The following is a 15,970-nucleotide window of genomic DNA, read 5'->3' as shown; positions in this document are numbered from 1 at the left end:
CGCGGCCCAGTATGGCAACCGATGTGAGGTGAAGAACCTGAACTCTATCCGGAACGTACAGCGCGCTATCGAGCATGAATTTGCACGCCAGGTAGAGGTTATTGAGAATGGTGGCCGCATAGATCAAAACACGCTTAACTTTAATGCTGATACAGGCGAAACATCCGTATTGCGCTCTAAGGAAATGGCGAATGATTACCGCTACTTCCCCGAGCCCGACCTGATGCCCGTACAAATAACGGAGGCACAACTGGCAGCTATCCGCAGTAACATGCCCGCTTTACCAAGCCAACTGTTTGAGAAATATACCCAAAAGCTTGGCCTGTCTGACTACGATGCGGGCGTTATTATTGCCGATAAGGAATTTGCCGCTTATTTTGAAGAACTGATAAAACATACCGCCAACTATAAGTCGGCAGCCAACTGGGTAATGGGGGCTGTACGATCATACATTAACGATAATGACATTAGCATTAGCAACATCGGGATACAACCCGCTATTTTAGCAGGGTTAATAAAATTGGTTGATGAGGGCAAAGTGAACAACTCGGTAGCTGCGCAAAAATTATTCCCGGCAATGCTGAAAGGAAATGGCAAAACCGCCGACCAATTGGCAAAAGAGTTAAACTTGTTGATAAGCGAAGATACAGACGAAGTGGACGGATTTATAAAGGCCGCCTTAGCAAAATACCCTGATAAGGTGGTAGAATACCAAAAAGGAAAAAAGGGCGTTTTAGGCTTGTTCATGGGCGAGGTGATGAAACTTTCCAAGGGTAAAATTGACCCGCAAAAAACCAACAAGCTTTTAATAAAAGAATTAGAATCTAAATAAGATATGAAGAACCGTATTGTTACCTGCCTTGCATTAATGGCAGCAGTTGTTATTACATCATGTAAAGATGCCACCACGTTTACCATATCGGGAACATTGAGCAATGTTGGCGGCATTAAAAAAGTTTACCTGCTGGCGGCAGATAGTGCACAAGTATCTATTATTGATTCAACCAGCGTGGGCTCGGGTAACAATTTTACCTTTAAACACAACGCGCCTTACGCCAACTTGTATAAACTGCGTATTGGTAGTAACATATATGATATTGTTGCGCAAAATGGCGATAATATCACTTTTAAAACAGACCTGGCTGATGTGAGCCATTCGTACGAGGTAAGCGGATCAGAAACATCCGAAAAAATTAAGGAGTTTAATAAAATAAGCAACCTTTATGGCGAGAAGAACAGCAAGCTATCTGACGAGTACACAGCCAAATCGTCTGCCCTTGGCCATGAGTCTGATTCGTTGTTGAAGGTTTATGTGCCGCAATTCCAAAAAAATATTGCCGATTACAGCGCCGAGATTTTGAAATTTGTTAACGCCAATAAAAAATCACTTGCAGGTTTTTACGCGGCAACCTCACTCGATCAGTATAAGTATGAGCAGCAACTGGTTGCTTATGCCGATGATATTAAGGGCGATTTTAAAGATAACCCATCGGTACAAACCTTTTTAAAACAAATGGCTGCGGTAAAACCCATATCAGTAGGGCACAAAGCGCCTGAATTTACTATTAAAAGTATTGATGGTAAAGAGGTGAAATTATCAGACTATAAAGGCAAATATGTAATGCTCGATTTTTGGGCATCGTGGTGTGGCCCTTGTCGGCAGGAAAATCCTAACGTGGTAAAACAGTTCGCCGCATATAAAGATAAAGGCTTCAATATATTAGGGATATCGCTGGATACTGAGAAAAAAGACTGGCAGCAGGCTGTTAATGCCGATAAATTAAGTTGGATGCATGTATCTGATCTTCAAAGGTTTGAAGGGCCTACAGAGCGCCTTTATCACATCGAAGCTATTCCCTCTAATTTTATCATTGACCCACAGGGGACGATAGTTGCAAAGAATGTAACAGGTGCCGATCTTGAAGATTTTTTAAAGAAAACATTTAAATAACCTCAATTAAAGGTTAACTTTTGGCGCTATTTAACAATTTGTTAATATTAAATTAACTGTAAGCTTCTATTAAGGTTATACATTTATGCCAAAATAAATATACATGAGCACCAGCAAACAAAAGATATTAATTGTTGACGACGAACCGGATATTTTAGAGCTGATTGAGTATAACCTGAAGAAAGAAGGTTACCAGGTATATTCTGCCCGTAACGGGCAGGAGGCAGTAGCCGAAGCCAAACGCACACAGCCCGACCTGATCGTATTAGATATAATGATGCCAAAAATGGATGGCATTGAAGCATGCCGCATTATGCGCACCATGCCCGAGTTTAAAAACACCTTTATGGTATTCCTTACTGCCCGCAGCGAAGAGTACTCTGAAATTGCAGGCTTCAACGTTGGGGCTGATGATTATATAGCGAAACCAATTAAGCCCCGCGCATTGGTTAGCCGTATAAATGCCATATTGCGCCGCAACACACCACCAGAAGAAGTTACGGATAACAAACTGGAAATTGCCGATCTGGTAATTGACCGCGAAGCATATCTTGTTTATAAAAAAGGTGTTAAGGTGGTATTGGCCAAAAAAGAATTTGAGTTATTATACTTACTGGCCTCAAAACCGGGCAAAGTTTATACCCGCGAGGTGATCCTGAAAAACATATGGGAAGACTCGGTAGTGGTTACCAACCGTACCATCGACGTACATGTACGCAAACTACGCGAAAAACTTGGGGACGATTGCGTATCCACAGTAAAAGGCGTAGGCTATAAATTCGAAGCATAAAAAAGCCCTCCCGATTATCGGGAGGGCTTTTTTACTATATAGCGTTTATGCCTTTTTTGTGGCAGCTACTTTTCTTTTTGCTGTGGTGGCAGGTTTAGCTACTGTTGTTTTTGCAGCGGCAACTTTAGGTGCGGCTGCTTTTTTTACAGCCGTAATTTCCGTTTTTGCCTTATCGGTAACAGCTTTAGCTTTGGTTGCGGCCTTTGCTTTAACACTGGCAGCTGTTTTTTTGGCTGCGGCTGTGGTGGTTTTAGCTTTATCAGTAACTGCTTTTGCTTTTACGGCTGCCTTTGCTTTAACATTGGCAACTTCTTTTTTAGCCGCGGTTGTTGTTGCTGCTACTTTTTTATCAACTGCTGTTTTAGCTGTAGCTACTTTTTTGGCAACCGGTTTCTTTTTGGCCGATACCGATTCTTTCAGATCGTCAATTTTGTCCTCTGCTTTTTCTTTCAGGTCCTCAGCAGTTTCCTTTGTGCCGTCCCAAAATTCTTCAATGGTTTCTTTTATCTTTTCAAAGAAGCCCTTTTCTTCAGGCTGTGTTTTTTTTGTGCTCATGCTGTTTTTATTTTAGGTAGATGATAGATAGGTATTTAACATTAGTGAATAAAATTTGTTTTTAATGCCTTATGTAGCAATTAATTTAATTAACCGTATTTTTGCCGGCTATGAAGTTTCCAAAGTTTGCCGACCTGATACTATTTGAAGATGACGATATTATTGTGGTGAATAAACCACCGTTCATCAGTTCGTTGGATGAGAGGGAAGGCGGCGAGATCAATATGCTACGCCTGGCTAAACAATATACCGACGATGCGCAGATATGTCACCGGTTGGATAAAGAGACCTCCGGAGCGCTTATTATAGCCAAAAAACCGGAAGCTTACCGTACAGTATCTATGCAGTTTGAACGCCGTAAGGTAAAGGAGGTTTACCATGCAGTAATTGATGGTACGCACGTTTTTGATGAGTTGTTGATAGACCTGCCGATACTAAACGTTGGTAAAGGCAATGTAACCATTAGCCGCCAGGAAGGCAAACGGGCCGAAACCTGGTTCCAGTCGTTAAAATACTATAAACATTATACTTTGGTAGAGTGCCGCCCGGTTACCGGGCGCATGCACCAAATCCGTATACACCTGGCAACACAGCGGGCATCAATTGCAGGGGATGAAATGTATAAAGGGCAACCGGTGTTTCTTTCAAAAATAAAACGCAAGTATATTTTAGGGAAAGACCAAGAAGAATTACCTATCATGAAACGTTTTGCATTGCATGCTTATGAGGTGAGTTTTAAGCTACCATCGGGCCAGGATATAACTGTGCACGCGCCGTATCCAAAAGACTTCGAAACGCTTTTAAAATTATTAGATAAATTTGATAGTTAGAATACAAAAGCCCCTGCATCATGAAGGGGCTTTTGTATTCGTTATTATTTTAATAACGGATCTGGTGGGGTAGTATCCCTAACTGCCTTTTTAATGAACATCGGATCAGGTGGTGTAGTATCTTTCCTGATCTTTAAAGTTGTTGATACGCTTTTTAACGAAGGCGTGATTTTTTTGGTCGGGGCGGTGTTATCTTTTTGACAAGAGTAAACGGCAATAGCAACGATGGCTAATAATATGTAAATAACTTTTTTCATTCAATGAATTTTTTTACAAAAATAAAAAATAATATAGTTGTTTTATTACGTAACAGAATTTTAAAAGTTGCGTATTAATACGTGGTTTTATTATAAATTTATTAAAAAAATATGAATGTTTAAAAGGCTTACTTTCGCTTTAAGCTTAACCTTGTTATTCTTGCAGGTTGTGAATGTAAATGCACGCCCAAAAACTATTGTACAACCGCGTCAGCCAAAAATTAACAAGGATACTTTAATTAATATTCTTACTCAGCAAGACGCCTTTTTACGCGAAAAAAGGTTGATCACTTTTACCAAAACATGCCTTAAAGCCGCTGATACAAGTAAATTATCATATGTACAGGATACATTAAATAGCTATTTTGTAAAATACAATCTGCCCAACAGGGATATTTTTTCGCTTTTTTTAAAAGCCGTTTCATTTAACAATAAGCACGACCTTAAACAAGCTGAGAGTTATATGGCTAAAGCTGTGCAGCTTGCAGAAAAAAACAATCAAAATTATTTGATGTTTCAGCTGTTAAGCCATCTGGGCTTTATACAAACAGATAAAGGTGATTATATAGGGGCCATTTATAACTATAGGCTCGCAACTATCGAAGTAAGGAAACTGAAAAATAAATTTAAAGATAACAGGCGCGAAGCATCATTGAATATAAACATTTCCGACCTTTTTTATAAATCGGGGTTTTATTCGCAATCGTTAAATTATCTTGATAAGGCCTGGGCACTTATAGCCAATGATACAACAGGAAAACGCTTGTTATCAAGTGTGATATTGTATAACAAATCTGAAAATTATTTTAGGATGAATAAGATAGACTCGTTAAGGGCCTGTCATATTAAACTTAATAACCCCGAAAATAAAAACTATAAAATATTTACGTATCGCCAACGTACAGCGTATTATATAACCTTATTGCAGCATAATTATAATTTGGCAATAAAGCAGATAAAAGAATTGCAAAAAAGTAAAGGTTATGCGCACAACGATTTAGAAGAACAACATTTGGCTGATGCTTATTATATGAGCGGGCAGTTAGATTCTGCAAAACTTGTAATTGGGAAATTACTTACAGCCGATACAGAAAGCAACCAGCCCGAAGTGAAATTTCATCTGTATGAAACGCTGGCCCGGATATCTGAAAAAAAAGGTGATTACAAAGCATCCTCGTACAATTTTATGCTGGCGCTTAAACAGTCGGTTGAAAACAACATCAGGTTAACGCAGGTAGGCAGTATATCATCACAAATAAAAATTGATGAGACAGAAAACTCATACATGCAAAAAGCTGAAATTTATAAACGGGAACGTTTATGGCTACTGTTTATAGTATTGATTGCTGCTTTAAGTATAATAGCTATTGCCCTGTTTTACCGTAATGTAAGGCAAAAGCGCCATTATGAAAAGCTTTTATATGAAGCTAAAAAGAGGAACTTGCCTTTATAAACTCGCACGAGGTACGCAAACACCTCACCAATATATTAGGTATGATAGATATATTAAAGCATAGCAATAACAAACTGGAAGATTATGCGCAAATAGAAGAATATCTATATAAATCAGCGTCGTTGCTTGATGACTCTATTAAAAACATCTCAGAAAAATTAAATGATGAATAACATTATTGTCGGCGTTTATGCTACTCGCTTACAATCAGTGTGTTTTCGCGGCCAATAATATCTGCAATACTGGTTTCTGATAAAATTTTAAGCGACGCATCGCGTACCTCAATAAACACATCGCGTATACCGCAGGTGTGTTCCTGGTGGCATTCATCACAACGATGGTAAAAGTTAAGGCTTGCGCAAGGCACCATAGCTATAGGCCCGTCGGTAATACGCATAATACTAACCAGGAAAATTTCCTTGGGGTCTTTGTTTAGACTGTAACCACCGCCGGCCCCTTTTTTACTGTACAGGAAACCCGCGTTGCGCAGATCAAGCAGGATCTGCTCCAAAAACTTTTTAGGGATCTTTTCAAGCTCGGCAATTCTTGATATCTGCATAGGTGGCTTGTCCATGTTCTTGCCCATGACAACCAGCGCCTTTATCGCGTATTTAGTTTTTTTGGATAGCATCTATAAATATAGTACACAAAGTTACATAAACAAATTTGTACAACATAATATGCAAACATAGTATTTAGCTATGCATTGTCTGAATGCCCCAGGCTTTTATCGGGGCAAACCACATCGCGTATCAGTTGCTTCAACTCTTTTATATCGGGGAAACGGCCTTGCTCTTTTCTGTCAAATATCACTGCCTCATTGATACGAATATTGTATTTGCCCGATATGTCGCTGGGCTGCAGGGTTATGCCGTAAACATCCTCACTAAAAGTGGTGAGTAACTCTTGCGCCATATATGCCGCGCGCATAAGCCAGTTACATTTTGGGCAATACTCAATAGTGATGGTTGGCTTCATGCCGATTTAAATTATAACAAAATACTTATTAATGTGTCGTTTTGACATAATGAATTGTTTTGTGAATAAAATTTAGTAATTTCATCATCAATACACCACCCAATTATAAAATAAAATTCATGAAAAAAAGCATATTGTTTTTGATGCTGCAGTTAGCCTGTATTATAACGCTTGCCCAGGTACAGGTTAAAACCGCTAATGGGATTGTTGAAAGCGTAACCGAAAAATCGGGTGTTAACAGTTTTAAAGGTATCCCTTTTGCACAGCCCCCCATTGGTGAGTTGCGCTGGAAAGAGCCACAGCCGGTAAATGATTGGAGAGGTGTGCGCAAATGCGATGCTTTTGGTTATAATGCCATGCAAAAAAAAGTTTTTGGTGATATGGGGTTCCGTTCGCCGGGTATGAGCGAAGATTGCCTGTACCTGAATGTTTGGGTACCCGCAAAACCATCAAAAACCAAACTACCTGTACTGGTTTATTTTTATGGAGGGGGCTTTGTAGCGGGTGATGGATCTGAAGCGCGTTATGATGGCGAAAGTATGGCGAAAAGAGGTATTATTGCCTTGACTGTAAATTACAGGTTAGGAGTGTTCGGTTTTATGGCCCACCCGGATCTGACTAAAGAGTCTGTACATCATTCATCGGGCAACTACGGCCTGCTTGATCAAAATGCGGCCCTGCGTTGGGTGCAACAAAATATTGCTGCGTTTGGTGGCGACCCCAAACGGGTTACTATCGCGGGCGAATCGGCAGGTTCTATAGCGGTATCGGCGCAAATGGTATCACCGCTATCAAAAAAACTGATAGCCGGCGCCATTGGTGAAAGCGGTGCAATGATAAAACCGACACTGGCGGCTATCCCGCTTACAGAAGGTGAAAGCAACGGAGTGAAATTTGCCGGGATGGCAGGTGCGAAATCATTACAGGAACTGCGTGAGATACCTGCAGATAAACTGCTTGACGAAGCCTCTATACCCGGCATGCCATCTATGCAATCAGCAACTATAGATGGCTATTTTTTAACCAAAAGCCCCGCTGCATCATTCGTATTGGGCGAGCAGGCTAAAGTGCCTCTATTAGCCGGCTGGAATTCGGCAGAGATACCCTACCAGGCACTTATGGGCGGAGATGCACCAACGCCGGAAAATTATGCCAAAAAGGTAAAAGCTTTATATAATGATAAGGCCAACGAGGTTTTAAAACTATATCCGGGTGGTACGCAGCAGGAGGTTATCAAATCGGCCACTGAACTGGCTAGCGATAGGTTTATAGTTTATAGTACCTGGAAATGGGCAGATGCACACGCCTTAACCAGCGACAAACCGGTTTACCGTTACTTATTCTCTAAACCACGCCCGCCTATGACAGCTAAAATGGGCAACGCCAAAGCCGGGCTTGCCGGTGGCATTATAAAAGGCGGTGCCGAAATGCCCGATGCAAATAAGGCTCCCGAACCCTATGTGGGGGCCGCGCATGCATCAGAAATTGAATATGCAATGGGTAACCTGGCTACCAACACCACCTATGCCTGGACACCTCAAGATTATAAGGTATCGGCCACTATGGAAAGTTACTTTGCCAACTTTATTAAAACCGGTAACCCTAATGGCCCTGCATTACCAAAATGGAACGCTAACGTAAAAGGCGGTGCAGTTACCTATATCAATATAGATGTAAAGACGGTTTTGGAAAAAGAAAGCACACAGCTTAGAGGAAGATATGTGTTTTTAGATAAACAGTATTTGAAGTAATTTGTAATTACCGAATAGTTTATAAATAACAAAGGGCGCAAAGATCTGATCTTTGCGCCCTTATATTTGAATAAGGATACTATTATAAGTGTATCACTTCTCCATATGCATCGGCAGCAGCTTCCATAACAGCCTCGCTCATGGTAGGGTGAGGGTGTACTGATTTGATGATCTCGTGACCGGTAGTTTCCAGTTTGCGCGCGGTAACCACTTCGGCGATCATTTCAGTAACGTTATGGCCCAGCATGTGTGCGCCAAGCAATTCACCGTATTTAGCGTCAAATATTAGTTTTACAAAACCATCTTTAGCTCCGGCAGCACTTGCCTTGCCCGATGCCGAGAATGGGAATTTGCCTATTTTAAGTTCGTAACCAGCTTCTTTAGCTGCTTTTTCGGTGTAACCAACAGAAGCAACTTCAGGCATACAATAAGTACAGCCCGGTATGTTGTTATAATCTAAAGGCTCGGGGTTTTTACCTGCAATTTTCTCTACGCAGATAATACCTTCGGCAGATGCAACATGTGCTAATGCCTGGCCTTTAACAATATCGCCAATGGCGTAAACGCCGTCAACATTGGTTTTATAAAAATCATCAACCAATACCTTGCCTTTATCAGTTTTAACACCGTTCTCTTCAAGGCCAATGCCTTCAATATTGGTAGAGATACCAATGGCAGATAAAACAACATCAGCTTCTAACACGATGTTGCCTGTAGCGGTTTTAACATTAACCCTACAGCCTTCGCCGTTGGTATCAACAGATTCAACGGTTGAACCCGTCATGATATTTATGCCTTGTTTTTTAAGAATGCGTAACAAACCTTTTGAGATCTCTTCATCCTCAAGCGGAACGATGTTGTCTAAAAACTCAACAACAGTTACCTTGGTGCCAATTGCATTATAAAAATAAGCAAACTCGATACCTATAGCGCCTGAACCTACTACAACCATAGATTTTGGCTGTTGCGGCAATACCATGGCCTGGCGGTAACCAATTACTTTTTTACCATCCTGTTTAAGGTTTGGTAACTCGCGCGAACGGCCGCCCGTAGCCAATATGATATTTTTGGCTGTGAAATCTTTAGTGGTGTCGTCGTTTATCTTTACAGATACAGTGCCTTTTGATTTTAAAAATCCTGTACCTATAATTACATCAATTTTATTTTTCTTCATCAGGAACTGAACACCTTTGCTCATACCATCGGCTACGCCGCGGCTCCTTTTTACTACAGCTTCAAAATCAACTTCTCCACCGCTGGTTTTTATACCGTAATCGGCAGCGTGGTTTAAGTATTCAAACACCTGGGCACTTTTTAATAATGCCTTTGTAGGGATACAACCCCAGTTTAGGCAAATACCCCCAAGCGATTCTTTTTCAACAATAGCGGTTTTTAAACCCAATTGTGATGCGCGGATAGCAGCAACATAGCCGCCCGGGCCTGAACCAATAACAATTAAATCGTAATCCATATAGTATGTATCTTTTATGATTTTTGGAATGCCAAAGCTAACTAAAAAGCAGTGGAAATGAAAAACTGGGATGTGATTTAGGATGAGAGGGTAAAATGTACGATAAATGCCTGTTAATCAAAAAGTTTTTTTTAAAATATGACATTGTTAATGTAAATATTACACTAACCATTCATCTAAATTTCATATTTGCTTAAATAACATGTAAAGTGTTGAAAAATATATAATTATTGTTAACATTAACTTAATATACTAAATCCCCCTATTAGTTATCTTTGCCCCATTAATTCACTTAATGAGTAATTCACTTAACAGTTAACAAAAAAAACAAACATGAGAAAACACTTACTTCTCTTAATTATTTTCCTGTTTACTGCTGTTGCTACCTTTGCACAGGTAACATCAAGTAGCATGTCGGGAACAATCAAAGATGCCAAGGGTATTACATTACCCGGAGCAACTATCAAAGCTACGCACGTTCCGTCAGGGACTGTGTATTCTGCTGCCTCAAACAAAGACGGTTTGTTCAACATACCGGGTATGCGTGTAGGCGGGCCTTACACTGTTGAGGTGAGCTTTATTGGTTTTAATAAAGCTACTCTTAGCAATATTACCCTTCAATTAGGCCAGCCTTACATCCTGAACACAACTTTAAGCGAAACAGGTTTAGAGTTACAGGCTGTTACTATTAAAGCCAGCAGGCGTATAGAAACTGCTAAAGCAGGTGCAAGTACAAACGTAAACAGAACAGCGCTTTCTACTTTGCCTACTTTTTCAAGAAGTATCACAGATTTTACACGTTTAACGCCACAGTCTACAGGCTCAAGCTTTGCAGGCCGCGATGCGCGTTTAAACAGTGTTACAGTTGATGGTGCAAACCTTAACAACACCTTCGGTACATCATCAGCTCTTTTGCCGGGTGGTGATGCACAGCCAATCTCTATCGAAACTTACGATGAGCTTTCAATAAACATTGCTCCGTTTGATGTTAGGCAATCAGGCTTTACAGGTGCAGGTATCTATGCTACTACAAAAAGCGGTACCAACACGTTCCATGGTTCTGCTTATACCTACTACAAAAACCAATCATTTAACGGTAACTACATTGGTGATAACTTTATTGGTGCTAACGTAGCTAAAGCAAGTACCAAAACTTATGGTGCTACTTTTGGCGGCCCTATCATTAAAAATAAATTGTTCTTCTTTGCTAACTTTGAAAAAGAAAGTTCAACTTCTCCGGGTATTGCGTATTCGCCAACGGGTGGTTCTGGTAACGGTACTGTAGCTGCAACCACTGTTGCCGATCTGCAAAAAGTATCTGATTACCTGAAAACCAAATATGGTTATGAAACAGGTAAGTTTGATAATTTTGATGCTTTTACCCCTAAAAACACAAAATATTTATTAAAGTTAGACTGGAATATTAACGATAAAAACAAACTAACCGTTAAATACAGTTACTTAAACGCAACCAGCGATCAACCTATTAACAGTACGAGTACACCTAACAATGCTCCTTATTCAGTTTCAAATGGTACAGGTGGAACTATTAGCCGCGGTAATGGCGGTTTGGTTAACGGTCGTTATAGTAACCAGTCGATCGCTTTTGCAAACTCTAACTATGGTTTCATCAATAAAGTAACTACCGGTACTGTTGAGTTAAACAGTAGCATTAGTTCAAAATTCTCAAACCAGTTGTTGGCAACTTTTAAAAAGTATAATAACCCACGTAGTTCAAAAGGTCAGATTTTCCCGACAATTGATATCTATAACGGTGCGGGAAGTAACTATATTACAGCAGGTTCTGATCCATACACCAAGTATAATGCGGTTATTGACAATACCTACAGTATTTATGACAACTTAACCTATTACGCAGGTAAACACACCATAACAGGTGGTATTAACTATGAGTACCAAAAAGTTGGTAACGCATTTATGCCGGGTGCAGCAGGTTCATACATCTATAACTCGTTAAACGATTTTCTTACTGATGCCCCGCCGGTACAGTTTACTTACAACTACTCTTTAATACCGGGTGTTGACCAGGTATTCTCTGCTAACTTAAAAGTTGGTACGATAAGTCTGTACGCACAGGATGAGTACGCTGTTAGCCCTAACTTTAAATTAACTTACGGTTTACGTGCTGATAAGAGCATTTACCTGGAAAACCCGGTAGAAAACCCGCAAATGACAGCATTGTTATTGCCGGATGCTAACGGTGCTTTAAAATCATACAACTCTGGCTTATGGCCAAAATCACCAATTTTGCTTTCGCCAAGAATGGGTTTCAGATGGAGCCTGCTTGATGATAATTCATTAGTAATACGTGGTGGTGCAGGTATCTTCACAGGTAAAATACCTTATGTATTTTTAACTAACAGCCCAAGTAACAGTGCCATGTACAACTTTGGTGGTGTTGCTACAGCTGCACAGCTTGCGGGTATAAAATTAAGCCCGGATCCAAGTGTTTATGCTAATTTGTTCCCACAAGCTGCAGGTACTGCAATACAATCTGCTACTGTCTTAATTGACCGTAACTTTAAATTCCCACAAGTATTTAGGACTAACTTAGCGGTTGAGAAAAACCTTGGTAATGGCTTCACTGCAACTTTAGAAGGTTTATACACTAAAGATATTAACGCGGTAAGAATGCGTAACGCAAACTTAAAATCGCCAACCGGTGTATTAGTTGAAGGTGACTTATCAAGGCCACGTTATACAGGTACAGCAGCAGATAGGAATATATACCCTGCAATAAACTCAGCAATTGTTTTAGAAAACACTAACCAGGGTTATGCAACTTCTTTAACTGCACAAATAAGCAAATCGTTTACTGGTGGTTTTACCGCTACAGCAGCTTATACTTATACGCAAGCTAAAGAAGCTTTCTCATCATCGGGTACAACTGCAGCTAATATTTGGACTTCAACTGCTAACGTTGGTACTACTAACGATGTTGAGAGTGGTTACACTAGTTTTTATGTACCTCACCGTGTTGTTGCTTCTGCATCATACAAGTTTAATTATTTAAACCATGCAGCTACTACAATTGGTTTGTTCTACCAAGGCCAGGCAGGTAGCAGCCCAATAAGCTATGTAGTTAACGGCGACCTTAACGGTGATGGTAACGCATCTACCGACTTAATGTACATCCCTAAAAAAGCAAGTGAGTTAACTTTCCAACAATACAATACTACAGTTAACGGTGTGGTGTATACTTACACCCCTGCACAACAAGCTGCTGCTTTAGAGCAATTCATCAAAAATACACCTTACCTAAACGGGCACAGAGGTCAGTATGCACAACGTAATGCTGCTTTCTTACCGTGGTACAATCGTATTGATGCAAACATTCTGCAAGATTTTTACATCATGGCAGGTGGCCAGAAACATACTTTACAACTTAGTGCAGTTGTTATCAACTTACCTAACTTGTTAAACAAAAACTGGGGCATCCAAAAACAAATTACCTATAGCAACCCACTTACCTACGTAAGTACAGATGCAAATACAAACGTGCCAACTTACCAAATGCGTCAGCTTAATGGTACCTTAGTTAATACGCCGTATGTTAATGCTACAACTGCAGCTACTACCTGGAGTTTATTAATTGGTGCTAAGTACATATTCTAAAATTAGCAGTTGATATTGTTAAACATTAAAATAAAAAAGATGAGAAAATATATAAATATTGTATTAGCCGCACTGGTAACATTAACCATGTTTAGCTGTACAAAAAAAGCTGATGTTGCAGCAATTGAGCCAAAATTGCCGGCTATAAAACTAAGCAGCTTTGGTTACCAGCAGGTAGGTCCATTTATAATATCTGGAAATACAGCTAACACTTTGCTGATTAATTTTGGCGCTACGTTAACAAATCAGGAAACAGGTGCTTTTAAACTGGAGATTTTAGATGGTACTACAGCAACTTCAACAGTGATAAAAACTATAAACTTTGCTTCGTGGAATGGTTATGATGATACATCTAACCCAAGCGCCACTCCGGCTGTTATAGTACACACTATTACTGCTACGCCGCAAACAACTACGTATCCAAATACATCAGTATTGGCAGGTACTATCCTGTTAAAACTAAGTACAATGGGCTTAACAGCAGGTAAGACATACAGCGTAAGGGCTACAGCTTATAATAAAGATGGCAGCCAGAGCTCAGTTTTTACTGCATTATCATTCTTTAAAACAATCTAACTTGTTTTAAGATAAAACAAAGAAAGCCTCCCAATTGGGAGGCTTTCTTTGTTTATAAAGATTTAAAAACTTAATTATATACAAACTCGCCGTATGGTGAAATAACAGTTACCCGCTTTTTATCAGCAACTTTTACACTGCCTATGATTTGTGCGTCGACGCCGAAGCTTTTCGAGATAGCAATAAGGTCTTCAGCAATCTCCTGTGGTACGTAAAGCTCCATCCTATGGCCCATGTTAAATACCTTGTACATTTCCTGCCAACTGGTGTCAGATTCTTCCTGTATCAGCTTAAATAGTGGCGGGATAGGGAACAGGTTATCTTTAATGATATGCAGGTTATCTATAAAATGCAGCACCTTGGTTTGTGCGCCGCCACTGCAATGTACCATGCCGTTTATCTGGCTGCGGTATTTGTCTAAAATAGCTTTAATGATAGGGGCGTAGGTACGCGTTGCCGATAATACCAGCTTACCTGCGGTAATGCTTTCGCCATTGCCGATGTCAATTTTGTCAGTCAGGTTTTTGCTGCCGCTGAATACAAGATCATAGGGTACAGCCGGGTCATAGCTTTCGGTATATTTATCGGCTATGGTTTTGTTAAACACATCATGGCGGGCAGACGTTAAACCGTTTGAGCCCATGCCGCCGTTATACTCTTTTTCGTAAGTGGCTTGTCCGTATGATGCCAGGCCCACAATCACATCGCCCGGTTTTATGCGGTCGTTAGAGATAACATCGTCGCGTTTCATGCGGCAGGTCACTGTAGAATCTACAATAATGGTACGTACCAGGTCGCCTACATCAGCGGTTTCGCCACCGGTAGAGTAGATGCCTATACCGGCATCACGCAGTTTGGCTAGTATCTCTTCTGTACCGTTGATGATAGCGGCTATCACTTCACCGGGGATCAGGTTTTTGTTCCTGCCGATGGTTGATGATAGCAGTATATTATCGGTAGCGCCTACGCAAAGCAGGTCGTCAAGGTTCATGATAATGGCATCCTGGGCAATACCGCGCCAAACCGAAATATCGCCGGTTTCTTTCCAGTAAGTGTAAGCTAATGACGATTTTGTACCCGCGCCATCAGCATGCATAATATTGCAATACTCAGGGTCGTTAGTTAATATATCGGGTACTATTTTGCAGAACGCTTTTGGGAATATCCCTTTATCAATGTTTTTAATGGCATTATGTACATCATCTTTTGATGCCGAAACGCCCCGTTGATCGTATCTTTGCGGAGAAGTCATGGGCAAATATACTGCATAATTAATATTTGTACGTGGTAAATTGCTACATTGCTGTTTCTGCGCTTGTCTATGTTAAAGTCTATCAGTTATAAAATTGGCCGCTGGCGCTCAAAACGTAATACACAACGTAATTTCTTAATTTATTCCAGCGTATTTATAGGCCTTTTTGGAGGGCTTGCAGCAGTAGCTTTAAAGTTTTTGGTGCATGTAATGGAAAATGTTAGCCGTATATTTCATCCCATTTGCCTTATCATATTGTATATGTTTTTTTGCCAGCCTTTGGTATTTTGCTCACAGTTACCTGGCAGCATTTAATTAACCGCGACCGTATGCAAAAGGGGATAGGTAATATCCTTATAAAAAAGAACCGGTCAACTATATGTTTGGCAGCTACCGGTAGTTAAAGATGGGGTTTTATTGGCTTTTTTTCCAAATCAGCATTGTTAAGCAAATATCGCGAGGTTATTATA

At 40.3% G+C, this 15,970-nt stretch carries 14 protein-coding genes and 1 pseudogene; 9 read left to right on the top strand and 6 right to left on the bottom strand.

All coding sequences use genetic code 11. The features are described 5' to 3' along the window. The 3 genes and pseudogenes from gatB to WC615_RS10665 all read left to right on the top strand — a co-directional run. Positions 1 to 832: pseudogene (gene gatB / locus WC615_RS10675) on the top strand (Asp-tRNA(Asn)/Glu-tRNA(Gln) amidotransferase GatCAB subunit B); the annotation flags it as partial. A gap of 3 nt (positions 833 to 835) precedes the next feature. Beyond that, positions 836 to 1,951, top strand: coding sequence for a redoxin domain-containing protein (locus WC615_RS10670; RefSeq protein ID WP_372978088.1), 1,116 nt, complete (start codon positions 836 to 838; stop codon positions 1,949 to 1,951). A 103-nt stretch (positions 1,952 to 2,054) separates the two neighbouring features. Continuing rightward, positions 2,055 to 2,741: a response regulator transcription factor gene (locus WC615_RS10665; protein ID WP_191176687.1), complete on the top strand. Its 687-nt coding sequence runs from the start codon at positions 2,055 to 2,057 to the stop codon at positions 2,739 to 2,741. A 45-nt stretch (positions 2,742 to 2,786) separates the two neighbouring features. Here the strand turns inward: WC615_RS10665 and WC615_RS10660 are convergent, their stop codons facing one another. Beyond that, entirely contained in the window at positions 2,787 to 3,296 is a 510-nt protein-coding gene (locus WC615_RS10660) for a hypothetical protein (protein ID WP_372978087.1), read from the bottom strand. 110 nt (positions 3,297 to 3,406) lie between these two features. On the opposite strand from WC615_RS10660, the gene WC615_RS10655 reads away from it, so the two are divergent. Beyond that, positions 3,407 to 4,126 (top strand): RluA family pseudouridine synthase, encoded by a 720-nt coding sequence (locus WC615_RS10655; protein WP_372978086.1) that lies wholly within the window; start codon positions 3,407 to 3,409, stop codon positions 4,124 to 4,126. Between the two features lie 44 nt (positions 4,127 to 4,170). Here WC615_RS10655 and WC615_RS10650 read toward each other — a convergent pair whose 3' ends face one another. Beyond that, positions 4,171 to 4,383, bottom strand: a complete 213-nt coding sequence (locus WC615_RS10650; RefSeq protein ID WP_372978085.1) for a hypothetical protein — start codon at positions 4,381 to 4,383, stop codon at positions 4,171 to 4,173. A 115-nt stretch (positions 4,384 to 4,498) separates the two neighbouring features. Between WC615_RS10650 and WC615_RS10645 the strand changes: the two genes are divergently transcribed. Then, positions 4,499 to 5,836 carry a hypothetical protein gene (locus tag WC615_RS10645; protein ID WP_372978084.1) on the top strand — a complete coding sequence of 446 codons (1,338 nt, stop codon included), beginning with the start codon at positions 4,499 to 4,501 and terminating at the stop codon, positions 5,834 to 5,836. A 41-nt stretch (positions 5,837 to 5,877) separates the two neighbouring features. Then, on the top strand, positions 5,878 to 6,009 hold the full coding sequence (locus WC615_RS10640) for a hypothetical protein (RefSeq protein ID WP_372978083.1): 132 nt from the start codon (positions 5,878 to 5,880) through the stop codon (positions 6,007 to 6,009). A 20-nt stretch (positions 6,010 to 6,029) separates the two neighbouring features. Here the strand turns inward: WC615_RS10640 and WC615_RS10635 are convergent, their stop codons facing one another. Beyond that, entirely contained in the window at positions 6,030 to 6,467 is a 438-nt protein-coding gene (locus WC615_RS10635; RefSeq protein WP_067063173.1) for an Rrf2 family transcriptional regulator, read from the bottom strand. A 68-nt stretch (positions 6,468 to 6,535) separates the two neighbouring features. Then, positions 6,536 to 6,814, bottom strand: a complete 279-nt coding sequence (locus WC615_RS10630; protein WP_372978082.1) for a SelT/SelW/SelH family protein — start codon at positions 6,812 to 6,814, stop codon at positions 6,536 to 6,538. 119 nt (positions 6,815 to 6,933) lie between these two features. Here WC615_RS10630 and WC615_RS10625 point away from each other — a divergent pair, with 119 nt between their 5' ends. After that, positions 6,934 to 8,565 (top strand): carboxylesterase/lipase family protein, encoded by a 1,632-nt coding sequence (locus WC615_RS10625; RefSeq protein ID WP_372978081.1) that lies wholly within the window; start codon positions 6,934 to 6,936, stop codon positions 8,563 to 8,565. Positions 8,566 to 8,647: 82 nt separating this feature from the next. On the opposite strand, the gene lpdA is transcribed toward WC615_RS10625, so the two are convergent. Beyond that, entirely contained in the window at positions 8,648 to 10,036 is a 1,389-nt protein-coding gene (gene lpdA, locus WC615_RS10620; protein WP_372978080.1) for a dihydrolipoyl dehydrogenase, read from the bottom strand. A 333-nt stretch (positions 10,037 to 10,369) separates the two neighbouring features. Between lpdA and WC615_RS10615 the strand changes: the two genes are divergently transcribed. After that, positions 10,370 to 13,672 carry a carboxypeptidase regulatory-like domain-containing protein gene (locus tag WC615_RS10615; protein WP_372978079.1) on the top strand — a complete coding sequence of 1,101 codons (3,303 nt, stop codon included), beginning with the start codon at positions 10,370 to 10,372 and terminating at the stop codon, positions 13,670 to 13,672. 39 nt (positions 13,673 to 13,711) lie between these two features. Next, positions 13,712 to 14,248: a hypothetical protein gene (locus tag WC615_RS10610; RefSeq protein WP_372978078.1), complete on the top strand. Its 537-nt coding sequence runs from the start codon at positions 13,712 to 13,714 to the stop codon at positions 14,246 to 14,248. 70 nt (positions 14,249 to 14,318) lie between these two features. Here the strand turns inward: WC615_RS10610 and WC615_RS10605 are convergent, their stop codons facing one another. Next, entirely contained in the window at positions 14,319 to 15,500 is a 1,182-nt protein-coding gene (locus WC615_RS10605; protein WP_372978077.1) for an AIR synthase related protein, read from the bottom strand. Positions 15,501 to 15,970 lie beyond the last annotated feature (470 nt).

The sequence above is a fragment of the Mucilaginibacter sp. genome (assembly GCF_041663085.1).
In the GTDB taxonomy this organism is placed as follows: Bacteria; Bacteroidota; Bacteroidia; order Sphingobacteriales; family Sphingobacteriaceae; genus Mucilaginibacter.
This window is presented reverse-complemented; position numbering and strand designations above follow the sequence as displayed.

What these genes read in the sequence shown, in the direction of transcription:
- WC615_RS10615 (WP_372978079.1), top strand. Translation starts at nt 10,370, where the DNA reads ATGAGAAAACACTTACTTCTCTTAATTATTTTCCTGTTTACTGCTGTT.
- WC615_RS10635 (WP_067063173.1), bottom strand. Translation starts at nt 6,467, where the DNA reads ATGCTATCCAAAAAAACTAAATACGCGATAAAGGCGCTGGTTGTCATG.
- WC615_RS10665 (WP_191176687.1), top strand. Translation starts at nt 2,055, where the DNA reads ATGAGCACCAGCAAACAAAAGATATTAATTGTTGACGACGAACCGGAT.
- WC615_RS10645 (WP_372978084.1), top strand. Translation starts at nt 4,499, where the DNA reads ATGTTTAAAAGGCTTACTTTCGCTTTAAGCTTAACCTTGTTATTCTTG.
- WC615_RS10605 (WP_372978077.1), bottom strand. Translation starts at nt 15,500, where the DNA reads ATGACTTCTCCGCAAAGATACGATCAACGGGGCGTTTCGGCATCAAAA.
- WC615_RS10660 (WP_372978087.1), bottom strand. Translation starts at nt 3,296, where the DNA reads ATGAGCACAAAAAAAACACAGCCTGAAGAAAAGGGCTTCTTTGAAAAG.
- WC615_RS10625 (WP_372978081.1), top strand. Translation starts at nt 6,934, where the DNA reads ATGAAAAAAAGCATATTGTTTTTGATGCTGCAGTTAGCCTGTATTATA.
- lpdA (WP_372978080.1), bottom strand. Translation starts at nt 10,036, where the DNA reads ATGGATTACGATTTAATTGTTATTGGTTCAGGCCCGGGCGGCTATGTT.
- WC615_RS10670 (WP_372978088.1), top strand. Translation starts at nt 836, where the DNA reads ATGAAGAACCGTATTGTTACCTGCCTTGCATTAATGGCAGCAGTTGTT.
- WC615_RS10650 (WP_372978085.1), bottom strand. Translation starts at nt 4,383, where the DNA reads ATGAAAAAAGTTATTTACATATTATTAGCCATCGTTGCTATTGCCGTT.
- WC615_RS10655 (WP_372978086.1), top strand. Translation starts at nt 3,407, where the DNA reads ATGAAGTTTCCAAAGTTTGCCGACCTGATACTATTTGAAGATGACGAT.
- WC615_RS10610 (WP_372978078.1), top strand. Translation starts at nt 13,712, where the DNA reads ATGAGAAAATATATAAATATTGTATTAGCCGCACTGGTAACATTAACC.
- WC615_RS10630 (WP_372978082.1), bottom strand. Translation starts at nt 6,814, where the DNA reads ATGAAGCCAACCATCACTATTGAGTATTGCCCAAAATGTAACTGGCTT.
- WC615_RS10640 (WP_372978083.1), top strand. Translation starts at nt 5,878, where the DNA reads ATGATAGATATATTAAAGCATAGCAATAACAAACTGGAAGATTATGCG.